General features: G+C 70.9%; 11 protein-coding genes. 5 read left to right on the top strand and 6 right to left on the bottom strand.

Annotated features, from left to right (window positions below):
* Positions 1–15 precede the first annotated feature (15 nt).
* A complete protein-coding gene (locus ACFY7E_RS08090; RefSeq protein ID WP_383433498.1) occupies positions 16–336 on the top strand; it encodes a DMT family transporter in 321 nt (106 codons plus the stop codon).
* Here ACFY7E_RS08090 and ACFY7E_RS08085 read toward each other — a convergent pair.
* Positions 330–2,672 carry a transglycosylase domain-containing protein gene (locus ACFY7E_RS08085; protein ID WP_389481995.1) on the bottom strand — a complete coding sequence of 781 codons (2,343 nt, stop codon included), beginning with the start codon at positions 2,670–2,672 and terminating at the stop codon, positions 330–332. The genes ACFY7E_RS08090 and ACFY7E_RS08085 overlap by 7 nt on opposite strands.
* A 152-nt stretch (positions 2,673–2,824) precedes the next feature.
* Here ACFY7E_RS08085 and ACFY7E_RS08080 point away from each other — a divergent pair, with 152 nt between their 5' ends.
* The 4 genes from ACFY7E_RS08080 to ACFY7E_RS08065 are packed head-to-tail and all read left to right on the top strand — an operon-like array spanning position 2,825 to position 6,788.
* Positions 2,825–3,625: an ABC transporter permease gene (locus ACFY7E_RS08080; RefSeq protein WP_389482241.1), complete on the top strand. Its 801-nt coding sequence runs from the start codon at positions 2,825–2,827 to the stop codon at positions 3,623–3,625.
* Positions 3,618–4,508, top strand: a complete 891-nt coding sequence (locus ACFY7E_RS08075; protein WP_389481992.1) for an ABC transporter permease — start codon at positions 3,618–3,620, stop codon at positions 4,506–4,508. The genes ACFY7E_RS08080 and ACFY7E_RS08075 overlap by 8 nt, the downstream gene beginning before the upstream one ends.
* Before the next feature lie 10 nt (positions 4,509–4,518).
* The gene (locus ACFY7E_RS08070) at positions 4,519–5,508 is read left to right on the top strand and encodes an ATP-binding cassette domain-containing protein (RefSeq protein ID WP_389481989.1); all 990 of its coding nucleotides are present in this window, start codon (positions 4,519–4,521) and stop codon (positions 5,506–5,508) included.
* 11 nt (positions 5,509–5,519) lie between these two features.
* A complete protein-coding gene (locus tag ACFY7E_RS08065) occupies positions 5,520–6,788 on the top strand; it encodes a DUF445 domain-containing protein (RefSeq protein WP_389481987.1) in 1,269 nt (422 codons plus the stop codon).
* Positions 6,789–6,891: 103 nt separating this feature from the next.
* On the opposite strand, the gene ACFY7E_RS08060 is transcribed toward ACFY7E_RS08065, so the two are convergent.
* From ACFY7E_RS08060 to ACFY7E_RS08040, 5 genes are all read right to left on the bottom strand, one after another.
* The gene (locus tag ACFY7E_RS08060; RefSeq protein WP_030210142.1) at positions 6,892–7,194 is read right to left on the bottom strand and encodes a hypothetical protein; all 303 of its coding nucleotides are present in this window, start codon (positions 7,192–7,194) and stop codon (positions 6,892–6,894) included.
* 143 nt (positions 7,195–7,337) lie between these two features.
* Positions 7,338–9,197, bottom strand: a complete 1,860-nt coding sequence (gene drmB, locus ACFY7E_RS08055; RefSeq protein WP_389481984.1) for a DrmB family protein — start codon at positions 9,195–9,197, stop codon at positions 7,338–7,340.
* Complete coding sequence (locus ACFY7E_RS08050) at positions 9,194–12,448, bottom strand: helicase-related protein (protein ID WP_389481982.1); 3,255 nt, start codon at positions 12,446–12,448, stop codon at positions 9,194–9,196. Before ACFY7E_RS08050 ends, drmB begins: the two co-directional genes overlap by 4 nt.
* Positions 12,445–14,352: a UvrD-helicase domain-containing protein gene (locus ACFY7E_RS08045; protein WP_389481979.1), complete on the bottom strand. Its 1,908-nt coding sequence runs from the start codon at positions 14,350–14,352 to the stop codon at positions 12,445–12,447. The genes ACFY7E_RS08050 and ACFY7E_RS08045 overlap by 4 nt, the downstream gene beginning before the upstream one ends.
* Entirely contained in the window at positions 14,349–19,106 is a 4,758-nt protein-coding gene (locus ACFY7E_RS08040; protein ID WP_389481977.1) for a DEAD/DEAH box helicase, read from the bottom strand. The genes ACFY7E_RS08045 and ACFY7E_RS08040 overlap by 4 nt, the downstream gene beginning before the upstream one ends.
* Between the last annotated feature and the right edge of the window lie 182 nt (positions 19,107–19,288).

Raw genomic sequence — 19,288 nt, 5'->3', positions numbered from 1 at the left:
CACGGAGGTGTCGTCATGGCCTGGGTCCTTCTCGTCGTCGCGGGTCTGCTGGAAGTCGCCTGGTCGATCGGGATGAAGTACACCGAGGGCTTCACCCGTCTGTGGCCGAGCGTGTTCACCGGCGCCGGGATCGTCGCCTCCATGCTGCTGCTGTCGCAGGCGGCCAGGACGCTGCCGATCGGTACGGCGTACGGCGTGTGGGTCGGCATCGGCGCGGCCGGTGCGGCGGTGTTCGGCATGGTGGTCCTGGGGGAGCCGGCGACCGCCGCCCGCATCTTCTTCGTCTGTCTGCTGCTCGTGGCCGTGGTGGGTCTGAAGGCGACCTCGGGTCACTGACCGCCCGGCCGGTCGGGGGACGCCACCCGTTCGGGGGTACGCGGTCCGGTCTCCCGCTCCGGGACGTCCGGGCCCGCGCCCCGGGCCGTCGGGGCAGCTTCCGGGCCCGCCTCCCCGGTCACGTACTCCTCCGGTTCGTCCGTCTCCCGCGTCCCTTCCGTCCCGCCGGGTGTCGGGGTCGCGGGCGGCGGCTCCTCGGCCCCCGGCATCAGCCGGAGGTCGAAGTCCCGCGGGGGCGTCCCCGCCAGGGCCTCCCGGGTGAAGCGGCCCCAGATCTCGGCGGGCGCGCCGCCCCCGGCGACCCGGTCCACGCCGAGCGCCCCGTAGAGCGGCTCCTGGTGTCCCGTCTCGGGATCCTGGCCCATCAGCGCGACGACGGTGGCGAGTTCCGGGGTGTAGCCGGCGAACCAGGCGGCCTTGTCGTCCTCCGCCGTGCCCGTCTTGCCCGCCGCCGGGCGTCCGGCGGTCTGCGCGGCCGTCCCCGTGCCCGTCTCGACGACGCTCCTGAGGATCGACGTGGTGGTGTCGGCGGCCTCGCGGCTCACCGCCTGCCTGGGGCGCGGGTCCGGCAGGCGCAGCTTCTCGCCGCCCCGGGTGACGCCCTCGACCAGGGTGTACGTGCCGAGCCTGCCGTGGGCGGCGAGCGTGGCGTACGCGGTGGCCATGTCCAGGACGCTGGCGGTGGCCGCGCCGAGCGCGATGGAGGGGGAGGCGGTGAGGTCGGGGGTGGTGCCGGGCACGCCGAGGGCGATCGCGGTCCGGCGCACGCTCGCGGGGCCGACGTCGACGGCCATCTGGGCGTACACCGCGTTCACCGACAGGTCGGTGGCGGTGCCGACGGGGATCTCGCCGTAGCTGGCGTCGTCCTCGTTGGCGGGGTCGTACGGGCTGCCGCTCCAGCCCTCCACCGGGCGCCGGTTGGTCCCGTCGTACACGGTGTACGGGGTGATGGGCCGGCCCTGCTGGGTCTGGGCGCCGCTCTGGACGGCGGCGGTGAAGACGAAGGGCTTGAAGGTGGAGCCGACCTGGTAGTCGCGGCGGGTGGCGTTGTTGACGTACTGGCGGGTGTAGTCGATCCCGCCGTACAGGGCGAGGACCCGGCCGTTCGCCGGGTCGACGGCCGCGGCCCCGACGCGTACGAAGCGGTCGGCGGGGTTGCGGTCCGGGTCGAGCCGGGAGACGACCCGGTCCTCGACGGCCTCGGCGAGGGCCTCCTGTTTGGCGGGCTCCAGGGTGGTGGTGATGCGGAAGCCGCCGCCGGCGAGGGTCTTCTCGTCGACGATCCCCCGGCTCGTCAGGTACTCCTCGACGGCCTGGACGACGTAACCGCGCTGCCCGGACAGGGAGGTGACGGGGCGTGCGGTCTGGGGGTCGGGGAAGCGGAGGGCGGCGCGGCCGGCCCGGTCCAGCCGGCCCTCGGTGACCATGCCGTCGAGGACGTAGTGCCAGCGGGCGACGGCCTTGGCGCGGTTCTCGGGGTGGGTGGTGACGTCGTAGGCGCTGGGGGCCTTGAGCAGGGAGGCGAGGTAGGCGCCCTCGGCTGTGTCGAGTGCGTCGACGTCCTTGCCGTAGTAGGCGCGGGCGGCGGCCTGCACGCCGTACGCGTTGCGTCCGAAGTAGCTGGTGTTCAGGTAGCCCTCGAGGATCTCCCGCTTGCTCTTCTCGCGGCCGAGCCGGATCGCGATGAAGAACTCCTTCGCCTTGCGGGTGAGGGTCTGCTCCTGGCCCAGGTAGTAGTTCTTGACGTACTGCTGGGTGATGGTGGAGCCGGACTGGCGGCCCTTGCCGGTGACGGTGTTCCAGGCGGCGCGGACCATGGCCTTGGGGTCGACGGCCCGCGAGGTGGGGAAGTCGCGTTCCTCGGCGGCGAGGACGGCGTGCTGGAGGGAGAGCGGGATGCGGTCGAGCCGGACGCTCTCGCGGTTGACCTCGCCGTCGCGGGCGAGGGGGGTGCCGTCCCGGTAGAGGTAGACGTTGGACTGGGCGACGGCGGCGGCGTTGGCGGGCGGGATCTCCACCAGGAGGTAGCCGGCGGTGAGGGCGCCGGCCAGGAGCAGGGTGCCGAGCAGCAGGGTGCCGACGAGGAACCGGAGGAGGCGCCGGAAGGGGCCCCGGCGGTGTCGGCGGTCCCGGCGGCGTCGGCGGGGCGCGGGGTCCGCCGCCCGGCCGGGCGGGTGCGGCGCGTGCAGGGTGGGATCCCTCGGCTCCCAGCCCGGGCGGGACGTCCGGGGGGTGCCGTCCGGGTCGCTCGCACCGGGGTCGAAGTCCGTACCGGGGCCGGTGCCGGGGCCGGTGCCGGAGCCCGTACCGGAGAAGGGGGACGAGGAAGGGGACATGGCATCCCATATTGCCCGGAATGACCGGAAAGTCCCGTACGCGACTCGAATGTGACGTGAAAACGGGTCGCGACGGACACCGCACCCCCGCTAGGGTCGTGCGCTTCGTCTCCCTCCACCCCTCCACCCCTTCCCGGAAAGGGAGCTCCATGCTGCGGCTGTACGCGACGGTGGCCGCGGGCGGGTTCCGGCGCTACGCCACCTACCGGGTGGCGACGGCGGCGGGCGTCTTCACCAACAGCGTCTTCGGCCTCGTCCTCTCCTACACCTACGTCGCCCTCTGGGACGAACGGCCGCACCTCGGCGGCTACTCCATGGACGACGCCCTCGCCTACGTGTGGATCGGGCAGGCCCTGCTCACCGTCTGCGGTCTGATGGGCGGCGGCTTCGAGGAGGAGCTGATCGAGCGCATCAGGACCGGTGACATCGCCGTCGACCTCTACCGCCCCGCCGACCTCCAGGCCTGGTGGTTCTCGGCCAACGCGGGCCGGGCCGCCTTCCAGCTGCTCGGCCGGGGCGTCGCCCCGATGGTGATCGGCGCGCTCCTCTTCCGCTTCACCCTGCCCTCCGGGCCCGGCGGCTGGGCGGCGTTCCTGCTCGCGGTGGCGCTGGGCTCGGTGGTCGGCTTCGCGCTCTGGTACCTGGTGGCGATGAGCGCGTTCTGGCTGCTCGACGGCCAGGGGGTGATGCAGATGGCCTGGCTGGGCGGCCTCTTCTTCTCGGGGATGCTGCTCCCGCTGAACGTCTTCCCGGGCGCCCTGGGCGAGATCGCCCGGGCGCTGCCCTGGGCCTCCCTCCTCCAGGTCCCGGCCGACGTCTACCTGGGCCGGTACGAGGGCCGGGAGCTGGCGGGGGCGTACGCCTTCCAGGGCTGCTGGGCCCTGGTGCTGCTCGGCGCGGGCCGGGCGGCGCAGGCGCTGGCGACGCGGAAGGTGGTGGTGCAGGGTGGCTGAGACGACGACCGGCCTCTCCGGCGAGGTCCCTTCGCGCACGGACGACGGACCGGACGACCCGCCCCGTACGTACGGCGTCCTCGGCGACTCCCTCCGTACCTACCGGATGGTGGCGGCCATGTGGATCCGGTCCACGATGACGTACCGCCTCTCCTTCGCCCTCACCCTCTTCAACAGCCTCTGCGTCACCTTCTTCGACTTCGTCGTCATCCTCCTGATGTTCGGCCACGTGGAGGGGCTCGGCGGCTTCTCCTTCGCGGAGGTCGCCTTCCTGTACGGGACGGCCGGCACCGCCTTCGGGATCGCGGACCTGACGATGGGCTCGATCCAGCGGATGGGGAAGCGGGTCAGGGACGGTTCGCTCGACACCTTCCTGATGCGCCCGGCGCCACTGCTCGCGCAGGTCGCGGCGGACAGGTTCGCGCTGCGCCGCTTCGGCCGGGTCGCGCAGGCGCTGCTCGTCCTGGTCTGGAGCCTGGTCCTGCTCGACGTGGACTGGACGCCGGTGAAGGTGGTCCTGCTGCCGGTGACGGTGGTCTGCGGGGCGGTGATCTTCGGCGCGGTGATGGTGGTCGGCGCGTCCGCGCTCTTCTGGCTCCAGGACTCGGCCGAGGTCACGAACTCCTTCACGTACGGCGGGAACACCCTCCTCCAGTACCCGCCGACGATCTTCGCGCAGGAGCTGGTCCGGGGCGTCGTGTACGTGGTGCCGCTGGCGTTCGTGAGCTGGCTGCCCGCCCTGTACGTGCTCGGCCGGCCGGCCCCGGCGGGGGTGCCGGACGGGGCGGCCTTCGCGTCGCCGCTGGTGGCGCTCGTCTGCTGCGGGGCCGCGGGCCTCGCCTGGCGGGCGGGGATCCGCTCGTACCGATCGACGGGAAGCTGAGGACTCCGGGATGTCGTCCACCGAACCCTTCATCCACCTGGACGGGGTGGAGAAGACCTTCACGGTCCGCCGCAGGGCGGGCCTGGTCCGCCGCGAGAAACGGGAGGTCCGGGCGGTCGACGGGATCTCGTTCGGGGTGGAGCGCGGCGAGATGGTCGGCTACATCGGCCCCAACGGGGCCGGGAAGTCGACCACCATCAAGATGCTGACCGGCATCCTCACCCCCAGCGGCGGCCGGCTGCGGGTCGCGGGCATCGACCCGTCCCGTGAGCGGACCCGGCTCGCCCGGCGGATAGGGGTGGTCTTCGGGCAGCGGACCACGCTCTGGTGGGACCTGCCGCTGAGGGACTCGTACACGCTGATGCACCGCATGTACCGCATCCCCGACGCCCGTTACCGCGAGAACCTCGACCGCTGCGTGGAGCTCCTGGACCTGGGGGAGCTGCTCGACGTGCCGGTGCGGCAGCTCTCGCTCGGCCAGCGGATGCGGGGCGACGTCGCGGCGGCGCTGCTGCACGACCCGGAGGTGCTGTACCTGGACGAGCCGACGATCGGCCTGGACGTGGTGTCGAAGGCGAAGGTGCGGGAGTTCCTGCGCGACCTGAACGGGGAGCGGGGCACGACGGTCCTCCTGACCACCCACGACCTGACCGACATCGAGCAGCTCTGCTCCCGGGTGATGGTCATCGACCACGGACGCCTGATGTACGACGGCGAACTGGCCGGGCTGCACGAGGTGGGCGAGAGCGAAAGGCTCCTGGTGGTGGACCTGGAGCGCGAACTGCCCCCGATCGACCTGCCGGGAGCCCGTTTCGTACGGGCGGAGGGGCCCCGGCAGTGGCTCGCCTTCCCGGCGACGGGGTCGGCCGCCCCGCTGGTCGCGGCGGTGGCGGCCGCGCATCCGCTTGTGGACCTGTCGGTGCGGGAACCCGACATCGAGGCGGTGATCGCGAAGATGTACGGGGGAACTCGGGAGGAGCGCCGGGAGTCCCTCAGGTAGGAGGTCGACGCATGGTGGGTTTCTCGTACACGGCCGCGGACGAGGAGAAGAGCAGGGGCGTCCGGCGCATGAAGGCGCTGGCGACGTCCCTGCTGCTCCTCGTGGCGGTGGTCTACGCGCTCGCGACGTGGGCGCGCAACTCCGGGGCGGGGGCCTGGGCGGGGTACGTCGCCGCGGCGGCGGAGGCGGGCATGGTGGGCGCGCTGGCGGACTGGTTCGCGGTGACGGCCCTCTTCCGGCACCCGCTGGGACTGCCGATCCCGCACACGGCGATCATCCCGAAGAAGAAGGACCAGCTGGGCACGTCGCTCGGCGTCTTCGTCGGCGAGAACTTCCTCTCCGCCGACGTCGTACGGGGCAGGCTGACCGCCCTGGGCATCGGCGGCCGGCTGGGCGCCTGGCTGGCTGACCCGGCCCACGCCGACCGGGTGGTGGCGGAGCTCTCCACCGCCCTGCGGGGCGCGCTGACGGTGCTGCGGGACGCGGACGTGCAGGCGGTGGTGGGGGAGGCGATCACCCGGCGGGCGGAGGCGGTGGAGATCGCGCCGCCCCTGGGCAAGACGCTGGAGAAGGTGGTGGACGACGGGGCGCACCGCCGGGCGGTGGACCTGATCTGCACCCGGGCCCACGACTGGCTGGTGACGCACGGGGACTCGGTGATGGACGCGGTCCAGGGCGGGGCGCCGGGCTGGACGCCGCGCTTCGTGGACAAGCGGATCGGCGAGCGCGTCTACAAGGAACTGCTCCGCTTCGTCACGGAGATGCGGGACATGCCGGGGCACCCGGCGCGCGGCGCGATCGACCGCTTCCTGGCGGACTTCGCGGTCGAGCTCCAGTCGGACACGGACACCCGGGTCCGCGTCGAGCGCCTGAAGTCGGACCTGCTGGCCCGCCCGGAGGTCCAGGACGTCATCGCCTCCGCCTGGTCCTCGGTCCGCGCCCTGATCATCGCGGCGGCGGAGGACGACCACAGCCAGCTCCGCCTGCGCGCCCGCGCCTCCCTGATCTCCCTGGGCCGGCGCCTCTCGACGGACGCCCGCCTCCGGGCGAAGGTCGACGGCTGGGCGGAGGACGCGGCGGCGTACCTCGTCACCACCTACCGCACCGAGATCACGTCCCTGATCACGGACACGGTCGCGAGCTGGGACGCCACCCAGACGTCGCGGAAGATCGAGGCGAACATCGGACGCGACCTTCAGTTCATCCGGATCAACGGGACGGTGGTGGGGGCGCTGGCGGGGTTGTTGATCTATACGGTGAGCCATGGGCTGGGGGGCTAGCCCCTGCGGGGCTTTACCGGTTCGGGGCGCGGGTCCTGGCGGGCCGGGGCCTCGGGCTCCGTTTCCTTGGGCCCTGTCCCCTCGGGCCCTGGCCCTCTCGGGCTCAGCCTTTGTCGCGGGTGACGGCCCAGGAGGCGGCGGCGACGGCTCCGGCGACGGAGAAGACGGCGGGCCAGGCCCCGATCTTCTTCGCGAGCGGGTGCGACCCGGCGAACGCGGCGACGTAGGCGGACGTCAGCCCCACGGAGGCCTTCGCCCCGCCCACCCGCTGCCACTCCCGCGCGGCCACCCCACCGGCCACGGCGAGCACGGCCCCACCCAGCGGCCGCTTCTTGGTCCACCGCGCGACGGCGTACCCGCCGACGAGTCCGGCGGCGGCGGTGAGGGGGGAGGGGATGCGGGGCATGGGGCCACCTCTTGTTCGAATCGACGTCTCTCCGTACGAGCCTAACGAGGGCCCCGCAGAGGCGGAGCACCCCCTTGGAGAACCACAGCCCGATGCCGCAGGTGGGCGTCGGGTCTTCACGGACGCCCACCCACAACCGTCCGTCAGGACAGCAGGTGTGCGAAGAAGCCGATCTCGGGGTCCTCCGGCGTGCCCACGAGCAGCGCACGGTCGAGAAGGATGTTGTTGTGCTCGCAGCTCGTCTCCGGGAGCATCACGCAGGCGTGACAGGCGGCGAGATTGGTGCCGCCGGTGCCGGATGCCTCGGCTTCGACGCAGAGCGGATCGGAGGAACACCATTCCGCGCGGTGCACGGCGGCGCGGATCGCGCCGGCGAGACGCCCCGGCTCACCCTGGGCCACAAGACCTCCGAGGCTTCCTGCGGAATCGCTCGTCGCCGTGTAGACGAGGATCCCCGCCATGCCGTCGTCGGCGTAGAGACGCTCGCGCAGTGCGGCCGCGGGGTAGCCCGCGTCGAGGCTCCACTCGTTGATGAGGACGTGGGCCAAGGTGTGGAGCAACACCATGCGGGGGGAGGCCGGAGACGGCGGAACCAGGGTCGGATCGGCGGCGCGTTGCCCCATGAGCCTCTCATGAGCGGTGCGCATCCGTTCGGCGCGCGCCGCCACGGCGACCGAGCGCGACCACTCGTCGAGGCGGGCCTCGTCGAGACGGAGGAAGACGCCCTCACCGCGGACCTCCATGGCGGGCAACCAGGCCAGGTCCGACGTGGAGAGCGCCGCCTCCCTGCCCTCGGTCGTCATGTCGGGCTCGGCGAGCCGGGTGAACGCCTTGAGGGCACGGACTTCCCGGAGCCTCTTCACCAACATGGGTCCGGTGATTCCGAGTGGACGCAGCTCCGCCGGGTCCCCGAGCGGAGACTCGCAGACGAACTGCTCGTCACGGGAACGGGCGCGTTCGTCGTTGCCGGCGCGGAGGCGCTCGTACTCCTTGTGGCGCAGGGCGCGGTAACGGTGGTCGAAGCTTGGGGTCTCCTCCCCCTCGGGGTCCTCCTCGCGTTCGGCGTCCAGAAGGGCCATGACCTCGTCGACGGGGACCGGACACCCGTCCTTGAAGAGGACCTTGAGCACCAGCTCGACCTCGTCGCGTCCGTTCAGTTCGCGAAGCGTCTCCCAGTGCTCGGCGAGCGGGTCGGCACGCCCGTCGCTCCACGGCGGGATGGAGAGCGCCGACTTCAGCACCGGTTGCCACACCGCGGAGGAACCGCGCTGGAGAGTGCGGGGGGCGAAGCCGCATGGCTCGGCGGGGACGGACGTACCGAGCCACGGACGGGTGCCGCGGCAGCGGAGCCCGAGGTCTTTCAGGGCCTTCTTGCGGAAGGAGCCCTCCATGGAGACCTCCGGCACTCCGCAGGTGCACGAGACCACGATGGAGCGGAGGGACGAACTTCGGCCGGAGGAGCGCAACTCGAGGGTCCCACCGCATTGGCCCGCAGGGGCCGTGCCGGAACCGCCCGCCCGGTGGACCCAGTGCCAGTAGGGGAAGTCGTCCAGGTGTCCCGCCTCGCAGGCGATCACGAAGCGGGAAGGGACCAGGTCGGCCTCGCAGGCGCCGCAGACGCTCTTGCCGGGAGGCGGGTTGAAGTCGCGGTGCCGCCGCAGTTCGTTGCATTCGGGGCAGGAGTGCATGACGGGGAAACGGCGGACCCGTACTCCGTCCTTACTGGTCTCGTCGGATGCGGGAGGCAGGCGGAAGTACTGGACGCCCAGGAGACGGGCGAGCCGGTGCTCGTGGATCCTGGGAGACTCGTCGGCACGCCAGTGGCTGTCGGCCCCGTCCAGGCCGGAGACGACGAAGGACTCCTGATCGACGGCGATCAGGGATCCGACACCGTACGTGGTGATCATCTGGGAGCGGCGGACCGCGCCCCGACGGGGCAGGTTGTGAGCGGGGGTACGGCCGTCCGTGCCGGTGCGGCGGCGACGCGCGGGGGGCGGGGTCATCGGGATGCCTCCATGAACAGGGCGGACTCGGCGTCGACGTCGCGCAGGCTCCACAAGGTGGGCCACGCCTCGGCGTTCTCGGACTCGTCGTTGTACGGCTTCAGGAGCGACGGCCTGCGGTCGCCCTTCTTCGGTTCGAAGAGGAGGCCGCCGTGGATGTCGGCCTCCTCGCACCACCAGTTGACGAACTCGTCGAAGGCACGGGAGACGACCTCGGTCTCCTCCCGGTCGACCTTTTTCACGCGCGCGAGGAGGATGTCCTTGATCTCTTCCCGCAGCCGGGATTCGTAGGAGTCGACCCGTCCGGCGGCCTCGTTGGGGCGGGCCTCGGGAATCATGAGGCGGGTCAGGGCGACGATCACGGCGTGCAGGCCGCGGTCGAGGGCGCGGGCGGAGAAGGGGGTGACGGATGTGGACTCCACCTCGCGGTAAAGCGCGGAGTGGAAGTGCAGGAAGTTCTCGTAGTGCGAGCGGTCCCGGGAACGGGTCGCGTTGAGCATGACGGCGACCAGGCCGGGATGGGCACGGCCGACACGGCTGGTGGCCTGGATGTATTCGGCGGTGGTCTGGGGCTGACCCATCACGGCCATCAGGCCGAGGCGGTCCACGTCGACGCCGACCGCGATCATGTTGGTGGCGAGGAGGACGTCCACGGTGTCCTCGTCGGGGAGTTTCTTCTCGATGCCCTTGAGGCGGGTGGGGATCTCGCTGGCGTCGACCCGGCTGGTCAGCTCCGAATAGTTGGCGGCGGACCTGACCTCCACCCCTTCCCGCTCGGCGAGCAGTTCCAGATAGGCCACGACGTCGTCGTGCACTTGGAGCTCGGCGGCGGACAACAGTCGGAGGCTGTTGAAGTAGCCCACGAGGCTCCAGTACGCGTCACGCACCTCGTCCTCGGTCCGGGCCTGCTTGGCGCGGTGCAGCAGTGTGGCATAGGTGCGGATGAGGAGCGTGGACTGACTGGTGCCCGGAGCGAAGAGCCCGACGTAGCGCCTGCTCGCCTTCTCCTCCCGCGGCGTCTCCACCGCGAACCAGGAGTCCCTGGCGTCCAACCCGGCCGGTGGGAATTGGCGCACACCGCGGTTGAACAGACTTCGCCCCTGGTGGGCGGCGCGGCGGATGGTGGCTGTGGAAGCGATCACCTTGGGGTGCTCGGCGAGCGCGTCCACAGCGGTCTCGTAGAGGCCGGTGAGTGTTCCCAGCGGACCCGAGATGAGGTGGAGCTCGTCCTGGACGATCAACTCGGGCGGCGGTGTGAGGTCGTCCGGATCGTTCAGGTTGAAGAGGGACGAGGTGGCCGGCCGCCACGGCATGGAGGCGAACTTGTCGACGGTGGCGATCACCAGGGTCGGACGGGCGTCGTAGACGGCCTCGTCGATCAGGTGGACCGGCAGGCCGTCGGTGAAACCGCAGCCTTCACCGGGGCAGCGGACGTGCATCCGCCTGCCGTCCCGGTCGACCTCGTAGTCTCGTGCGTCGAGACGGGTCCCGCACCACGGGCAGGCGTGGAGCTGTACGGGGTTCTTGGTGGCCAGGCGCCTATCCGGATCCCTGCGGAGTTCCGCGAGCTTCTCGTCGGCCTCCTGAAGGGTGTTGGGCGTGGCCGAGCGGCCGACCCACATGCCGATGGAGAATTCCTCGGCGCCCAGTTCCGCGGGCAGTTCGCGTCGCATCAGCTCCATGGCACAGAGCAGGATCGCGGCGCGTTCGAACTGCTGGAGCGTCAGGAGCCGCAGCGTGTAGCGCATGAGCACGGTGACGCCGCCGCCCTCGGCGCCACGCCGGATGCGGCGCAGGAACGCGGTGAATGCGATCAGACCGAGGTAGGCCTCGGTCTTGCCGCCACCGGTCGGGAACCAGAGCAGGTCCGCGATGCAGCGGTCCCTGTGTTCGGGGTCGTCGATGCCGGCCAGGCAGAGCAGCAGGAACGCGATCTGGAAGGGGCGCCAACGACCGACCGCGGGGTCGGGAGCACCCGCTCGGCCACCCTTGACCCAGGCGCTGCGGGCACGCTGATCGGCCATGGCCCTGTTCGCGAGACGGAACGCCCGCATCAGGTCCGGCTTGTCGCCGAGGAGATCGATGCCCTCGCAGATCCTTCCGAGCGCTTCTCGACAGGCTTCGACCTGCTCGTGGGCCGTCTTCTCGTGCACCGTGCCGGCCAGGGCGGCGGCCTCCGCCGCCTTGCGGTCGATCCAGCGCGCGTAGCCCGTGACCAGTGCCCTCAGGGCGTCCAGGACCTCGGCGTCCGAATCTTCGGCGAGGCCCAGCATGGACAGGGCGGAGCTGTCGATCTCCGGGTTGGAGTCGGTGAGGAGCACCTCCACGGTGGGCACGAACTCGCTGCGCACCTCGGACACCCCGGCCGGTACGGAGTCGGTCATGCCGATCGGCGGCGGTGTCCAGTCCCATTCTGCGGCACAACCGTGGCCGACGGCGAAGGTCGGGACGTGACGGTGGAGCAGTCGGCCGGTGGCGACCTCGGGGTCGTGGGAGGCGGCCGGAGCGGGTCGCTCGACGAAGGCGCTGGAACCGTCGGCCGCACGAACGGTGAGCCCGCATTGGAAGAGGGAGGAGGCGTCCTGGAGATCGTGCTCACCGACCCGCTGGGTGTTGACCAACGTGACGGTGACGGCGACGGTACCGGTGTTCCGGTTCGGACGCCGGACGTTGACGCGCAGTGCCGAGCGGTGGTCGAGGTCCTTTCTCCAGTCGGAGTCGGGCGTGGTCACGTCGACCCGCACCTCCGGAAGTTCGAGCACCCTGCGCCGCCAGTACTCCTGCTGGTCCGAGGTGGTGCGGGCCTCGGCGCGACGGGCCGGGACGGGACGCCCGTCCGCATCGGTCGCCTCGTAGACGGCGGCTCGGGCCCGGATCACGATCGTGTCGCTTATGGCCGGGTCGACCGCGAAGGTGAGCCCCATCGACGAAGGCCGACGGGAGCCCGCGCCGGTCTCGTCCGTCGTGTCCGGGGCCTCGTCGCGGGCACGGGAGTCCACCGCCGCCCGGTCCAGACCGTTCTGTTCCTGCTCGTCCTCGCTCCTGCGCTCCCGCGCGGCCGCGCTCGCGGGCCTCGGATAGAGGATGCCCGCGAGGTAGCGGTCGATCGGAGCGTCCCGGGCCAGGACCTCGTCCCGGTCGTCCGGTTCGGCGTCGGGGGAAGGGCCGAGGAGTTCACGACGCAGCCCCACCAGGATCTCCTCGTCCCGGACCCGGTAGTGCTCGGAGTGCCGGCCTTCCACGTGCGTCATGCGTTTGTCTCCTCGTTGTCCTCGGCCCGTCGGTACCGGCCGATGCCGGTGATCCGGGGTGCGATCCACACGCCCCGTTCGCCGAGTCCGGCGTTGGCGCCGGTGGCGGCGCTGCCCGTCACGGTCTCCAGGACGTCGATCCTCAGACCGTGAATCTCGTCGGGCCACCAGGGGTCCCAGGTCCGGTTCACCTTCTGCACCTGGAAGAGCTCCTCGCGGAAGCGCGCCGAGGCCTCGCCGATCTCCCGTCCGTCGTGCACGAGGGCGTACGGCGGACTCTGGTGCTCTCCCAACGGCACGTCGTGACGCTTGCGCAGCACCACCGAGTGCCCCGGAGCGACCTTCTCCAGGAGGTACGCCTGGGTCGTCACGGCATCGGTCCTACGGCCGGGGGGGTGGTCCCCGCCGATGTCACTCGACTCGGCGACGATTCCGTACCTGTCGTACGACCGCCATCCCCCCACGTACCTGCGGCCGTTCTTCCTGCCACCGGCCCGCCGCAGGATCGGCAGCTCGGGGCAGTGCACGTGGTAGAGGTCCTGACGTGCGCGTGTCATCGCCACGTAGAGCGCCCGGGCCTCGGCAGGGAGGTCCATTTCGTCGTTCTTGTACTGCCTGTGGAGTTCGGCAACGCTCGGCGGCGTCAGGACGACCACCCGGTCGAACTCGAGTCCCTTGGCGCGGTGCACGGTGGAGACCACCAGCCGGGAGGGCTCCGGGTCGGCGGCCTCGTCGGGGAACCTGCCCTCGGCGACCGAGCGGCGCAGCCGCTCCATGTCCAGTGCGTTGCGTCCGGCCCCGCGCGCGGCACGGCGCAGCACCGCCCACAGGGCGGACACGTGCGGCTCGTACGGCAGGGGAATACCCGCGAGCAGCGCGCGGAACCGCTCCTCGGTGAGGCCGTTCGCCTCGGTGCGACGCAACAGCTCGGCCACCCAGTACGGGACCGGCCGTTCCTCGAGAGGGCGCCGCAGCCGATGCGCGATTCCGTGCTCGTGGAGAAGACCGGAGACCACCAATGCCTGTCGGTTGTCCCGGGTGAGGATCGCGCAGGTGTCGGGGAAGTTCCGCAAACCGTCCAGGACGAGCGGATCGGCGAGTTCGCCCAACCCGTTGGCGGGCTCCAGGAGCAGGTCGCGCAACTCTTCGTACAACGTCGCCGCCCGATCGGCGTCGGGGATCCGCTGCAGCAGCGGATCGTGGGACAGCGCCACCCCGGCCTCGGGGGTGGTGGCCCTGAAGTTCCGCGTGAGATGCAGTTCCACCAGGTCGTCGGCGTACGAGGAGCGCAACCAGTCGAAGAAGCGGCCGGTCTCGTCGGAGCGTTCGGCCAAGTCCTCGATCTGGAAGCCGTAGACGGTCTGGGCGGCGTCACCGACGACCGTGAAGCCGCAGCTGTCCTGGTACCGGTCCAGAAGCGTCTCCACCAGTTCACGGCGGGGACCCAGCAGGTCCTGCACCTCGTCGATCACGACGTGGGCGGGCGGAACGGCGTCACCCGCCTCCAGTGCCCCCTTCTCGATCGCCTGCGCCGCGGCCGTGATCCGCTCGTCGAAGCCGATCACACCCCACTCACCGTCCGGATACGCCTGCAGGAGCACCCCGTACGCCCACGCGTCGAAGGTCTGCGCCCGGACCCGGCGGGCCCGGTCGCCGTGTCGGGCGATCCGCTCGCGCAGCTCGCGCGCCGCGGCCCGGGAGAAGGTGAGCACCAGTATCTCGGCTGCCTCCAGGGCCTCCTCGGGGTTCTCGTGCCCACACAGCGCGTCGAGCCTGCGCACCAATGTGTGCGTCTTGCCCGCTCCGGCGCCGGCGGTGACCAGGACCCGGGCGTCCCAGGGCTGCTCGACCACGGCCCGCTGCTCGTCGGTGAGCGGGGGACTGTCGAGGTAGGGGTCGGTCACTTGGGGCTCCAGAGGTGTTCGAACTGGGTGAACGCGAGCCGGGTGTCGAAGTTCGCGATGTTGTCGCTGACGTTGAGGATCAGGCAGGTGTCCTTGCCGCCGTTCCTCGGGCCGCGCAGACCGCGGCCGATCATCTGCTGGTAGACGTTGGTGCTGTAGACCGGGCGGGCCACCACCACGACACGGGTGGCGGGTGCGTCGAAGCCCTGGGTCAGGACGCCGTAGTTGGTGAGGACCCGGATGCGGCCCGTCCGGAAGTCCTCGACGCGCCGACGCCGGTCCTGGGCACTCGTCGTCGAGTCCACTGCCGCGGAGGGGACACCGCGGTCATTCAGCATGGCCGCGAGGTACTTGGCGTGGTCGACGGAGGTGGCGAAGAGCAGGGTCGGCCAGTCCTCGGGCAGGCCGACCACCTCGTCGACGATGCGGCGACTGCGCGCGTGGTCGTCGGCGAGCCGCTGTTCGGCGGCCCTCGCGAGCGTCGACATCCGGTCGGCCTGTGCCTTCTCCTCGCGGGTCAGCTCGATCCGACCGCCTTCCAGTGTGCGGTGCTCGACCTGCGCGAGCATGCCCCACTCCTGAAGGTCCCGGTACGGATCGCCGGAGGGGAAGACGCCCTCGTCAAGGCGCTTGTTGCCGAAGCGGTTGACCAGCCGACGGGTCTCCTCCTCGTTGGTGTTCCGGAACGGCGTGGCCGTCAGGCCCAGCAGGTGCCGTTTGGTCTCGAACTGCGTCAGTCCCAGGTGCCCCAGGATCTCCGTGTAGCGCTTGGAGACCGCGGTGTGCGCCTCGTCCACGATCACCAGGGAGGCGTGGCGCAGCCAGTCGTACGCCTCGGTACCCAGGCAGCGTTCCAGCTTGGCGTCCGTCGCGACGACGAGATGCGGGTGCTCGACGACGTCTCCCACCTCGTTGGTGCTCCAGAGCCGACTGATCGTGAGGGGGCGTTCCGCACCCACCTTGCCCCAGACGAACTTCCAACTCTGTACGGCCTGTTCGCACAATTCCTCGGTCTGCGCGATCCACAGCAGCGGCCCCTGCAGGTCGCCCACCTGCTTCACCCAGCGGATCACGGCCTCCGCGGTGACCCGGGTCTTGCCGGCGCCCGTGGGCAGCGACAGCATGGCGCGCTGCGGGGCCAGCCGATCGAGCAGGGAGCTGATGTTCCGGACCAAGTCCTCCTGGTAGTCGTGGAGGCGGGGGAAGTCCCGGGGGCCGTCCACCGTCTCGAAGGCGGGCGGCGACGGGGTCCGGGAGCCGGCGAACGCCACCGGCAGCTTCAGGTCCGAGACGAAGGCGATGGCGGCCGACGAGCCTCCGTAGCCGACGGGAGCGTTCGGGAACCTGGCCTGGATGTCCCGGGCATGCTGCTGGAGCACCCCGTCGCCGTGCGCGTTGAAGGCCATCTGCGCGATCCGGTGCCCGGTCGGCTCCGCGCCGTCGGCCTCCTGCAGTTCGGCGTCCATCAGTCCCTCGGGCAGCCCGGACCGCAGGGCCTCCGCCCCGATCAGCAGCTCGATCTTCGTGACCACGTCCTCCGCGTCGCGTACGGCCTTGATCGCGGCTCTCGTCTCGCTGTCCCGGGCCATGCGCTCCTGGTGCTCCATGACCGCCTTGCAACCGGCTGCCCCGAGACCCAGCTCCAACTCGCGGTCGATCAACCGCAGCATCGGTTCCGGACCGAGCGGAACGCGGACCTTCACCGTGCCGCCCTGGCGCACCGCGTCCAGGGGGCGGGGCTTCGTGCCGTTGGGGGTGCGGGTCACCTCCTCCAACTCGACACACCGCTGCACCAGACTGTTCCGGTTGGTGCTGTTCAACCGCTGACGAAGGCCGGGGTACAGCTCGACGAGGGGCACCGGATCACCGTCGGGGGCCTCACGGGTCTCCCGGCTGATGACGTCGGCATAGCGGAGCATGCCCCACTTGTCGACCATCAGTTCGGCGTCCTCGGCCCTCGTCACGAGCAGGGCGGGGAGCTGTTCGGCGCGCAACGCCCGGTACTCGGCGGCGCCGACCGCGACGGTGATCTCGTCGTCCGGGCGGGTGCCCCACGTGTCGCCGATCCGGCAACGGGTCAACGAGTCCTCGGGGAAGTCCGCGCCGAACCGGGTCAGCATGACGTAGGTGGCGCCGACGAAGGCGTCGTCCTCACTGCGGGACACCTCGACGAGGAGGTTCTCCCAGCGATCGGCCGGAACCTCGTCGACCGTGATCGGCAGACGGAGCTTGCGGGCCTTCTCCGGCGAGATGTCGGCCACCGGCAGCACGTCGCGATAGGCGGCCAACTGGGGCCCGACGGCTTCCCGAAGGGGTTTGATCCCCTGGGAGGTGGACACGGTCCCGTACTTCTTGAGCAGCCAGCGAATCGGCGAGGCGACGGCTTGGCGGGTGCTCGTCTGGGCACCGATCTGTCGGGTCCAGTTGTCCACGACGGCGTCGTCGGGCAGCACCTTCAGGAAAGCGGCGCGGGACTCCTCCGACAGCGAGCGGAACAGATGCAGGGGGCCGCCGACGGCGGAGCCCTCCACCTTGATTCGGGCGAGTGAGGGGCGAGGGGCCCGATCGTCCAGGGTGCGCAGGTAGGCCGAGTGGACCGCCTCCCGGTACTCCTCGAACCATGCCTCGCCCTCAGGACGCACCGCAGCCGAAGGACGCTCTCGCAGCCCGATCTCGGGGAAGAAGGAGAGGTCGTCCGAGTGGAACTCCTTGTCCACGGCGATGCTCGGGTCGCGCCGCGGGTCGACGACCGGGCCGGGCAGCATGCAGTCGCGGACGGGCCGGAACTTCCCGTCCGCGGTCCGCACCCGCAACGTCTCCCGCGGATTCGGGACACGCTCCAGCAGCTTGTGGGTCAAGCTGCGTCCTCCGGCCTGCCGGAACAGCTCCCAGAAGCGCTTCCACTCGGTGTCCCCGTACCCGTCGAAACCCTGGTCGAGGACGCTGATGAAACGGCCCTCGGCGTCCGCCTCCCGAATGCCGAGGACACCGAGAGCATGGGCCAGTGAGGAGTCCTGGGCGATCTCGTCGACCACGTACACCAGGGACTCGCGCAAGCCGCCCATTTCGGCACGACGGAAGACTCGCCCGTGCACGGGGGCGACGAGGCCGTGTTCCTCGGTGAGCACGATTCGTGCCTTCCGGGCTTCTTCGGCGTGGGAAGAGCCGATCCCGACCATGTCCGCGAGGATGCGGATCGCCACCGCCGAGGCCTCGGCGGTGCCACACTGGACGAGTGCCTCCAACCACTCGCGGACATCGGTCCGCCGGTGTCCGGCGGCGTCGAGGATGTGCTCCACCTTTCCGGACCGCAGCTGATCGGTCTCGGCATTGGGGTGCAGCCAGTCCACCGGGCGGCCGGGGCATTCGTGCCACATCCGCAACCAACCCGTGAGGCGCTTCGGGTCCTTGTCGAGGCGCGGGTGGACACGCAGCGCGGTCGGTGTGCGAAGGGTGCCGTCCTGGTCGGGCAGCGACGGCCGTACGGCGGCCTGCGCCCAGATCTCCTGGGTCAGGAACTCGTCCGCCCAGCTGATGGACTCCTTCACGCGGCCGGGCAGCAGAGGGAGGTAGGCGCCGGGGTCCTCGGCCGGAGCCAGTCGGGCGAGTGAATCCACGACCAGGGACGCCGAAACCCTGATCATCTCCTCGTTGAACGCCGACGAGTCGAGCAAGTTCTGTCGATCTTCGTTTGTCTTCCAGGCCCCGTTGAGGATGCCGCTCAGGGACATCTCGTACTTTGTCGGGAAGAAGGACCAGAAGCGTCCTCGTCCGCGGGACTTCGGGGAGGCGTACAGCCCACTCGTCCTGTCCTTCTCCAGCGCCGGTACGGCCCAGGCGAGGTCGAGGGCGAGGCGGTCGTGCAGTTCACCGGCGTCGGCGCGGGCGGCCGGTCCGGGCTCGTGCGTGACTGAGAAGACCCGCCAGCGGCTGGTGGCGGTGGGCCTTCCCGTCCGCTCCTCGACCAACGTGTGCAGATCGCCCTGCTGCTCGGTGGTGAGTACTCGACGGGCGACGGGGCGCGGTCGACGGTCCTCGAGGACGACCTTCGCCACGTGGGGCGAGAGAAGCTGGAAGCCGACCGGGAACTCCTCGCGGAAGGAGCCGGCGCTCGTCCGTCCGCCATGCATGTCCTGGGCCAACTTGTCGGCGGCACCGGCGAGCAACGGCAGACGTACGACGGTGGTGGCCCAGCCGAGCAGCTCGTCGAGGACGGGATCCTGGGCGCGTTCGGCGGCCATGTCGAGGGGGCGCGCCATGCGGAGCACCGGGGCCTCGAAATTGCTTCCCAGATGCTCCTCGACACCGGGCACCGTACGAATGCGCTCGTACGCCCATTCACGGTCGAACCCGAAGGAGCCGGTGCTGCTGAAGAACTGGGGAGTGTCGGTGACGACCAGAACCGATTTGACGCCCACGCCGAAACGACCGATCTGACCGCCTCGCTTGCGCGACATGCTCATTCGGAGAATGGTTTCCGCCCCTTCGGGGGAAACGGGGGAACCTTCGTTCGCGCAGTAGAGGTGTGTGGACGTGAGGACGACGTGAACGGTTCCACCCGGATTGGTGGCTATTTCGTCCGCCGCGTTCTGCACGAGTTCGAAGAGCTGACGGTCACCATATCCGCCCTTGGTGATACGTCGTTCACTGTTGGCGTGTTCCGGAATGAGGCCGGGGTCGACCTCGTAGGTTTGCAGTACACGAGTCGACTGCTCGAGTACTGTACGAACCACGAGAGAGGTGGCGGACGGCATTTTTCGGCGACTCCTGGGAAGCGGCGGGCGAGAGGGCGGGATCGTGGTGGGGGGGGGGGGGGGGGGGGGGGGCCCCGGCCGGGGGGGGGGGGGGGGGCGCCCCCCCCCCCGCCCCCCCCGGGGGGGGGGGGGGGGGCCGGGGGGGGGGGGGGGGCGCCGGGGGGCGGGGGGGGGGGGGGGGG

The organism is Streptomyces sp. NPDC012825, assembly GCF_042900925.1.
Classification (GTDB): domain Bacteria; phylum Actinomycetota; class Actinomycetes; order Streptomycetales; family Streptomycetaceae; genus Streptomyces.
The sequence above is the reverse complement of the archived record's forward strand: the minus strand, read 5'-3'. Positions and strand labels throughout refer to the sequence as shown.

Excerpts from the sequence above, each read along its gene's own strand:
- ACFY7E_RS08090 (WP_383433498.1), top strand. The coding sequence starts at position 16 with ATGGCCTGGGTCCTTCTCGTCGTCGCGGGTCTGCTGGAAGTCGCCTGG.
- ACFY7E_RS08085 (WP_389481995.1), bottom strand. The coding sequence starts at position 2,672 with ATGTCCCCTTCCTCGTCCCCCTTCTCCGGTACGGGCTCCGGCACCGGC.
- ACFY7E_RS08070 (WP_389481989.1), top strand. The coding sequence starts at position 4,519 with ATGTCGTCCACCGAACCCTTCATCCACCTGGACGGGGTGGAGAAGACC.
- ACFY7E_RS08065 (WP_389481987.1), top strand. The coding sequence starts at position 5,520 with ATGGTGGGTTTCTCGTACACGGCCGCGGACGAGGAGAAGAGCAGGGGC.
- ACFY7E_RS08060 (WP_030210142.1), bottom strand. The coding sequence starts at position 7,194 with ATGCCCCGCATCCCCTCCCCCCTCACCGCCGCCGCCGGACTCGTCGGC.
- drmB (WP_389481984.1), bottom strand. The coding sequence starts at position 9,197 with ATGACCCCGCCCCCCGCGCGTCGCCGCCGCACCGGCACGGACGGCCGT.
- ACFY7E_RS08050 (WP_389481982.1), bottom strand. The coding sequence starts at position 12,448 with ATGACGCACGTGGAAGGCCGGCACTCCGAGCACTACCGGGTCCGGGAC.
- ACFY7E_RS08040 (WP_389481977.1), bottom strand. The coding sequence starts at position 19,106 with ATGCCGTCCGCCACCTCTCTCGTGGTTCGTACAGTACTCGAGCAGTCG.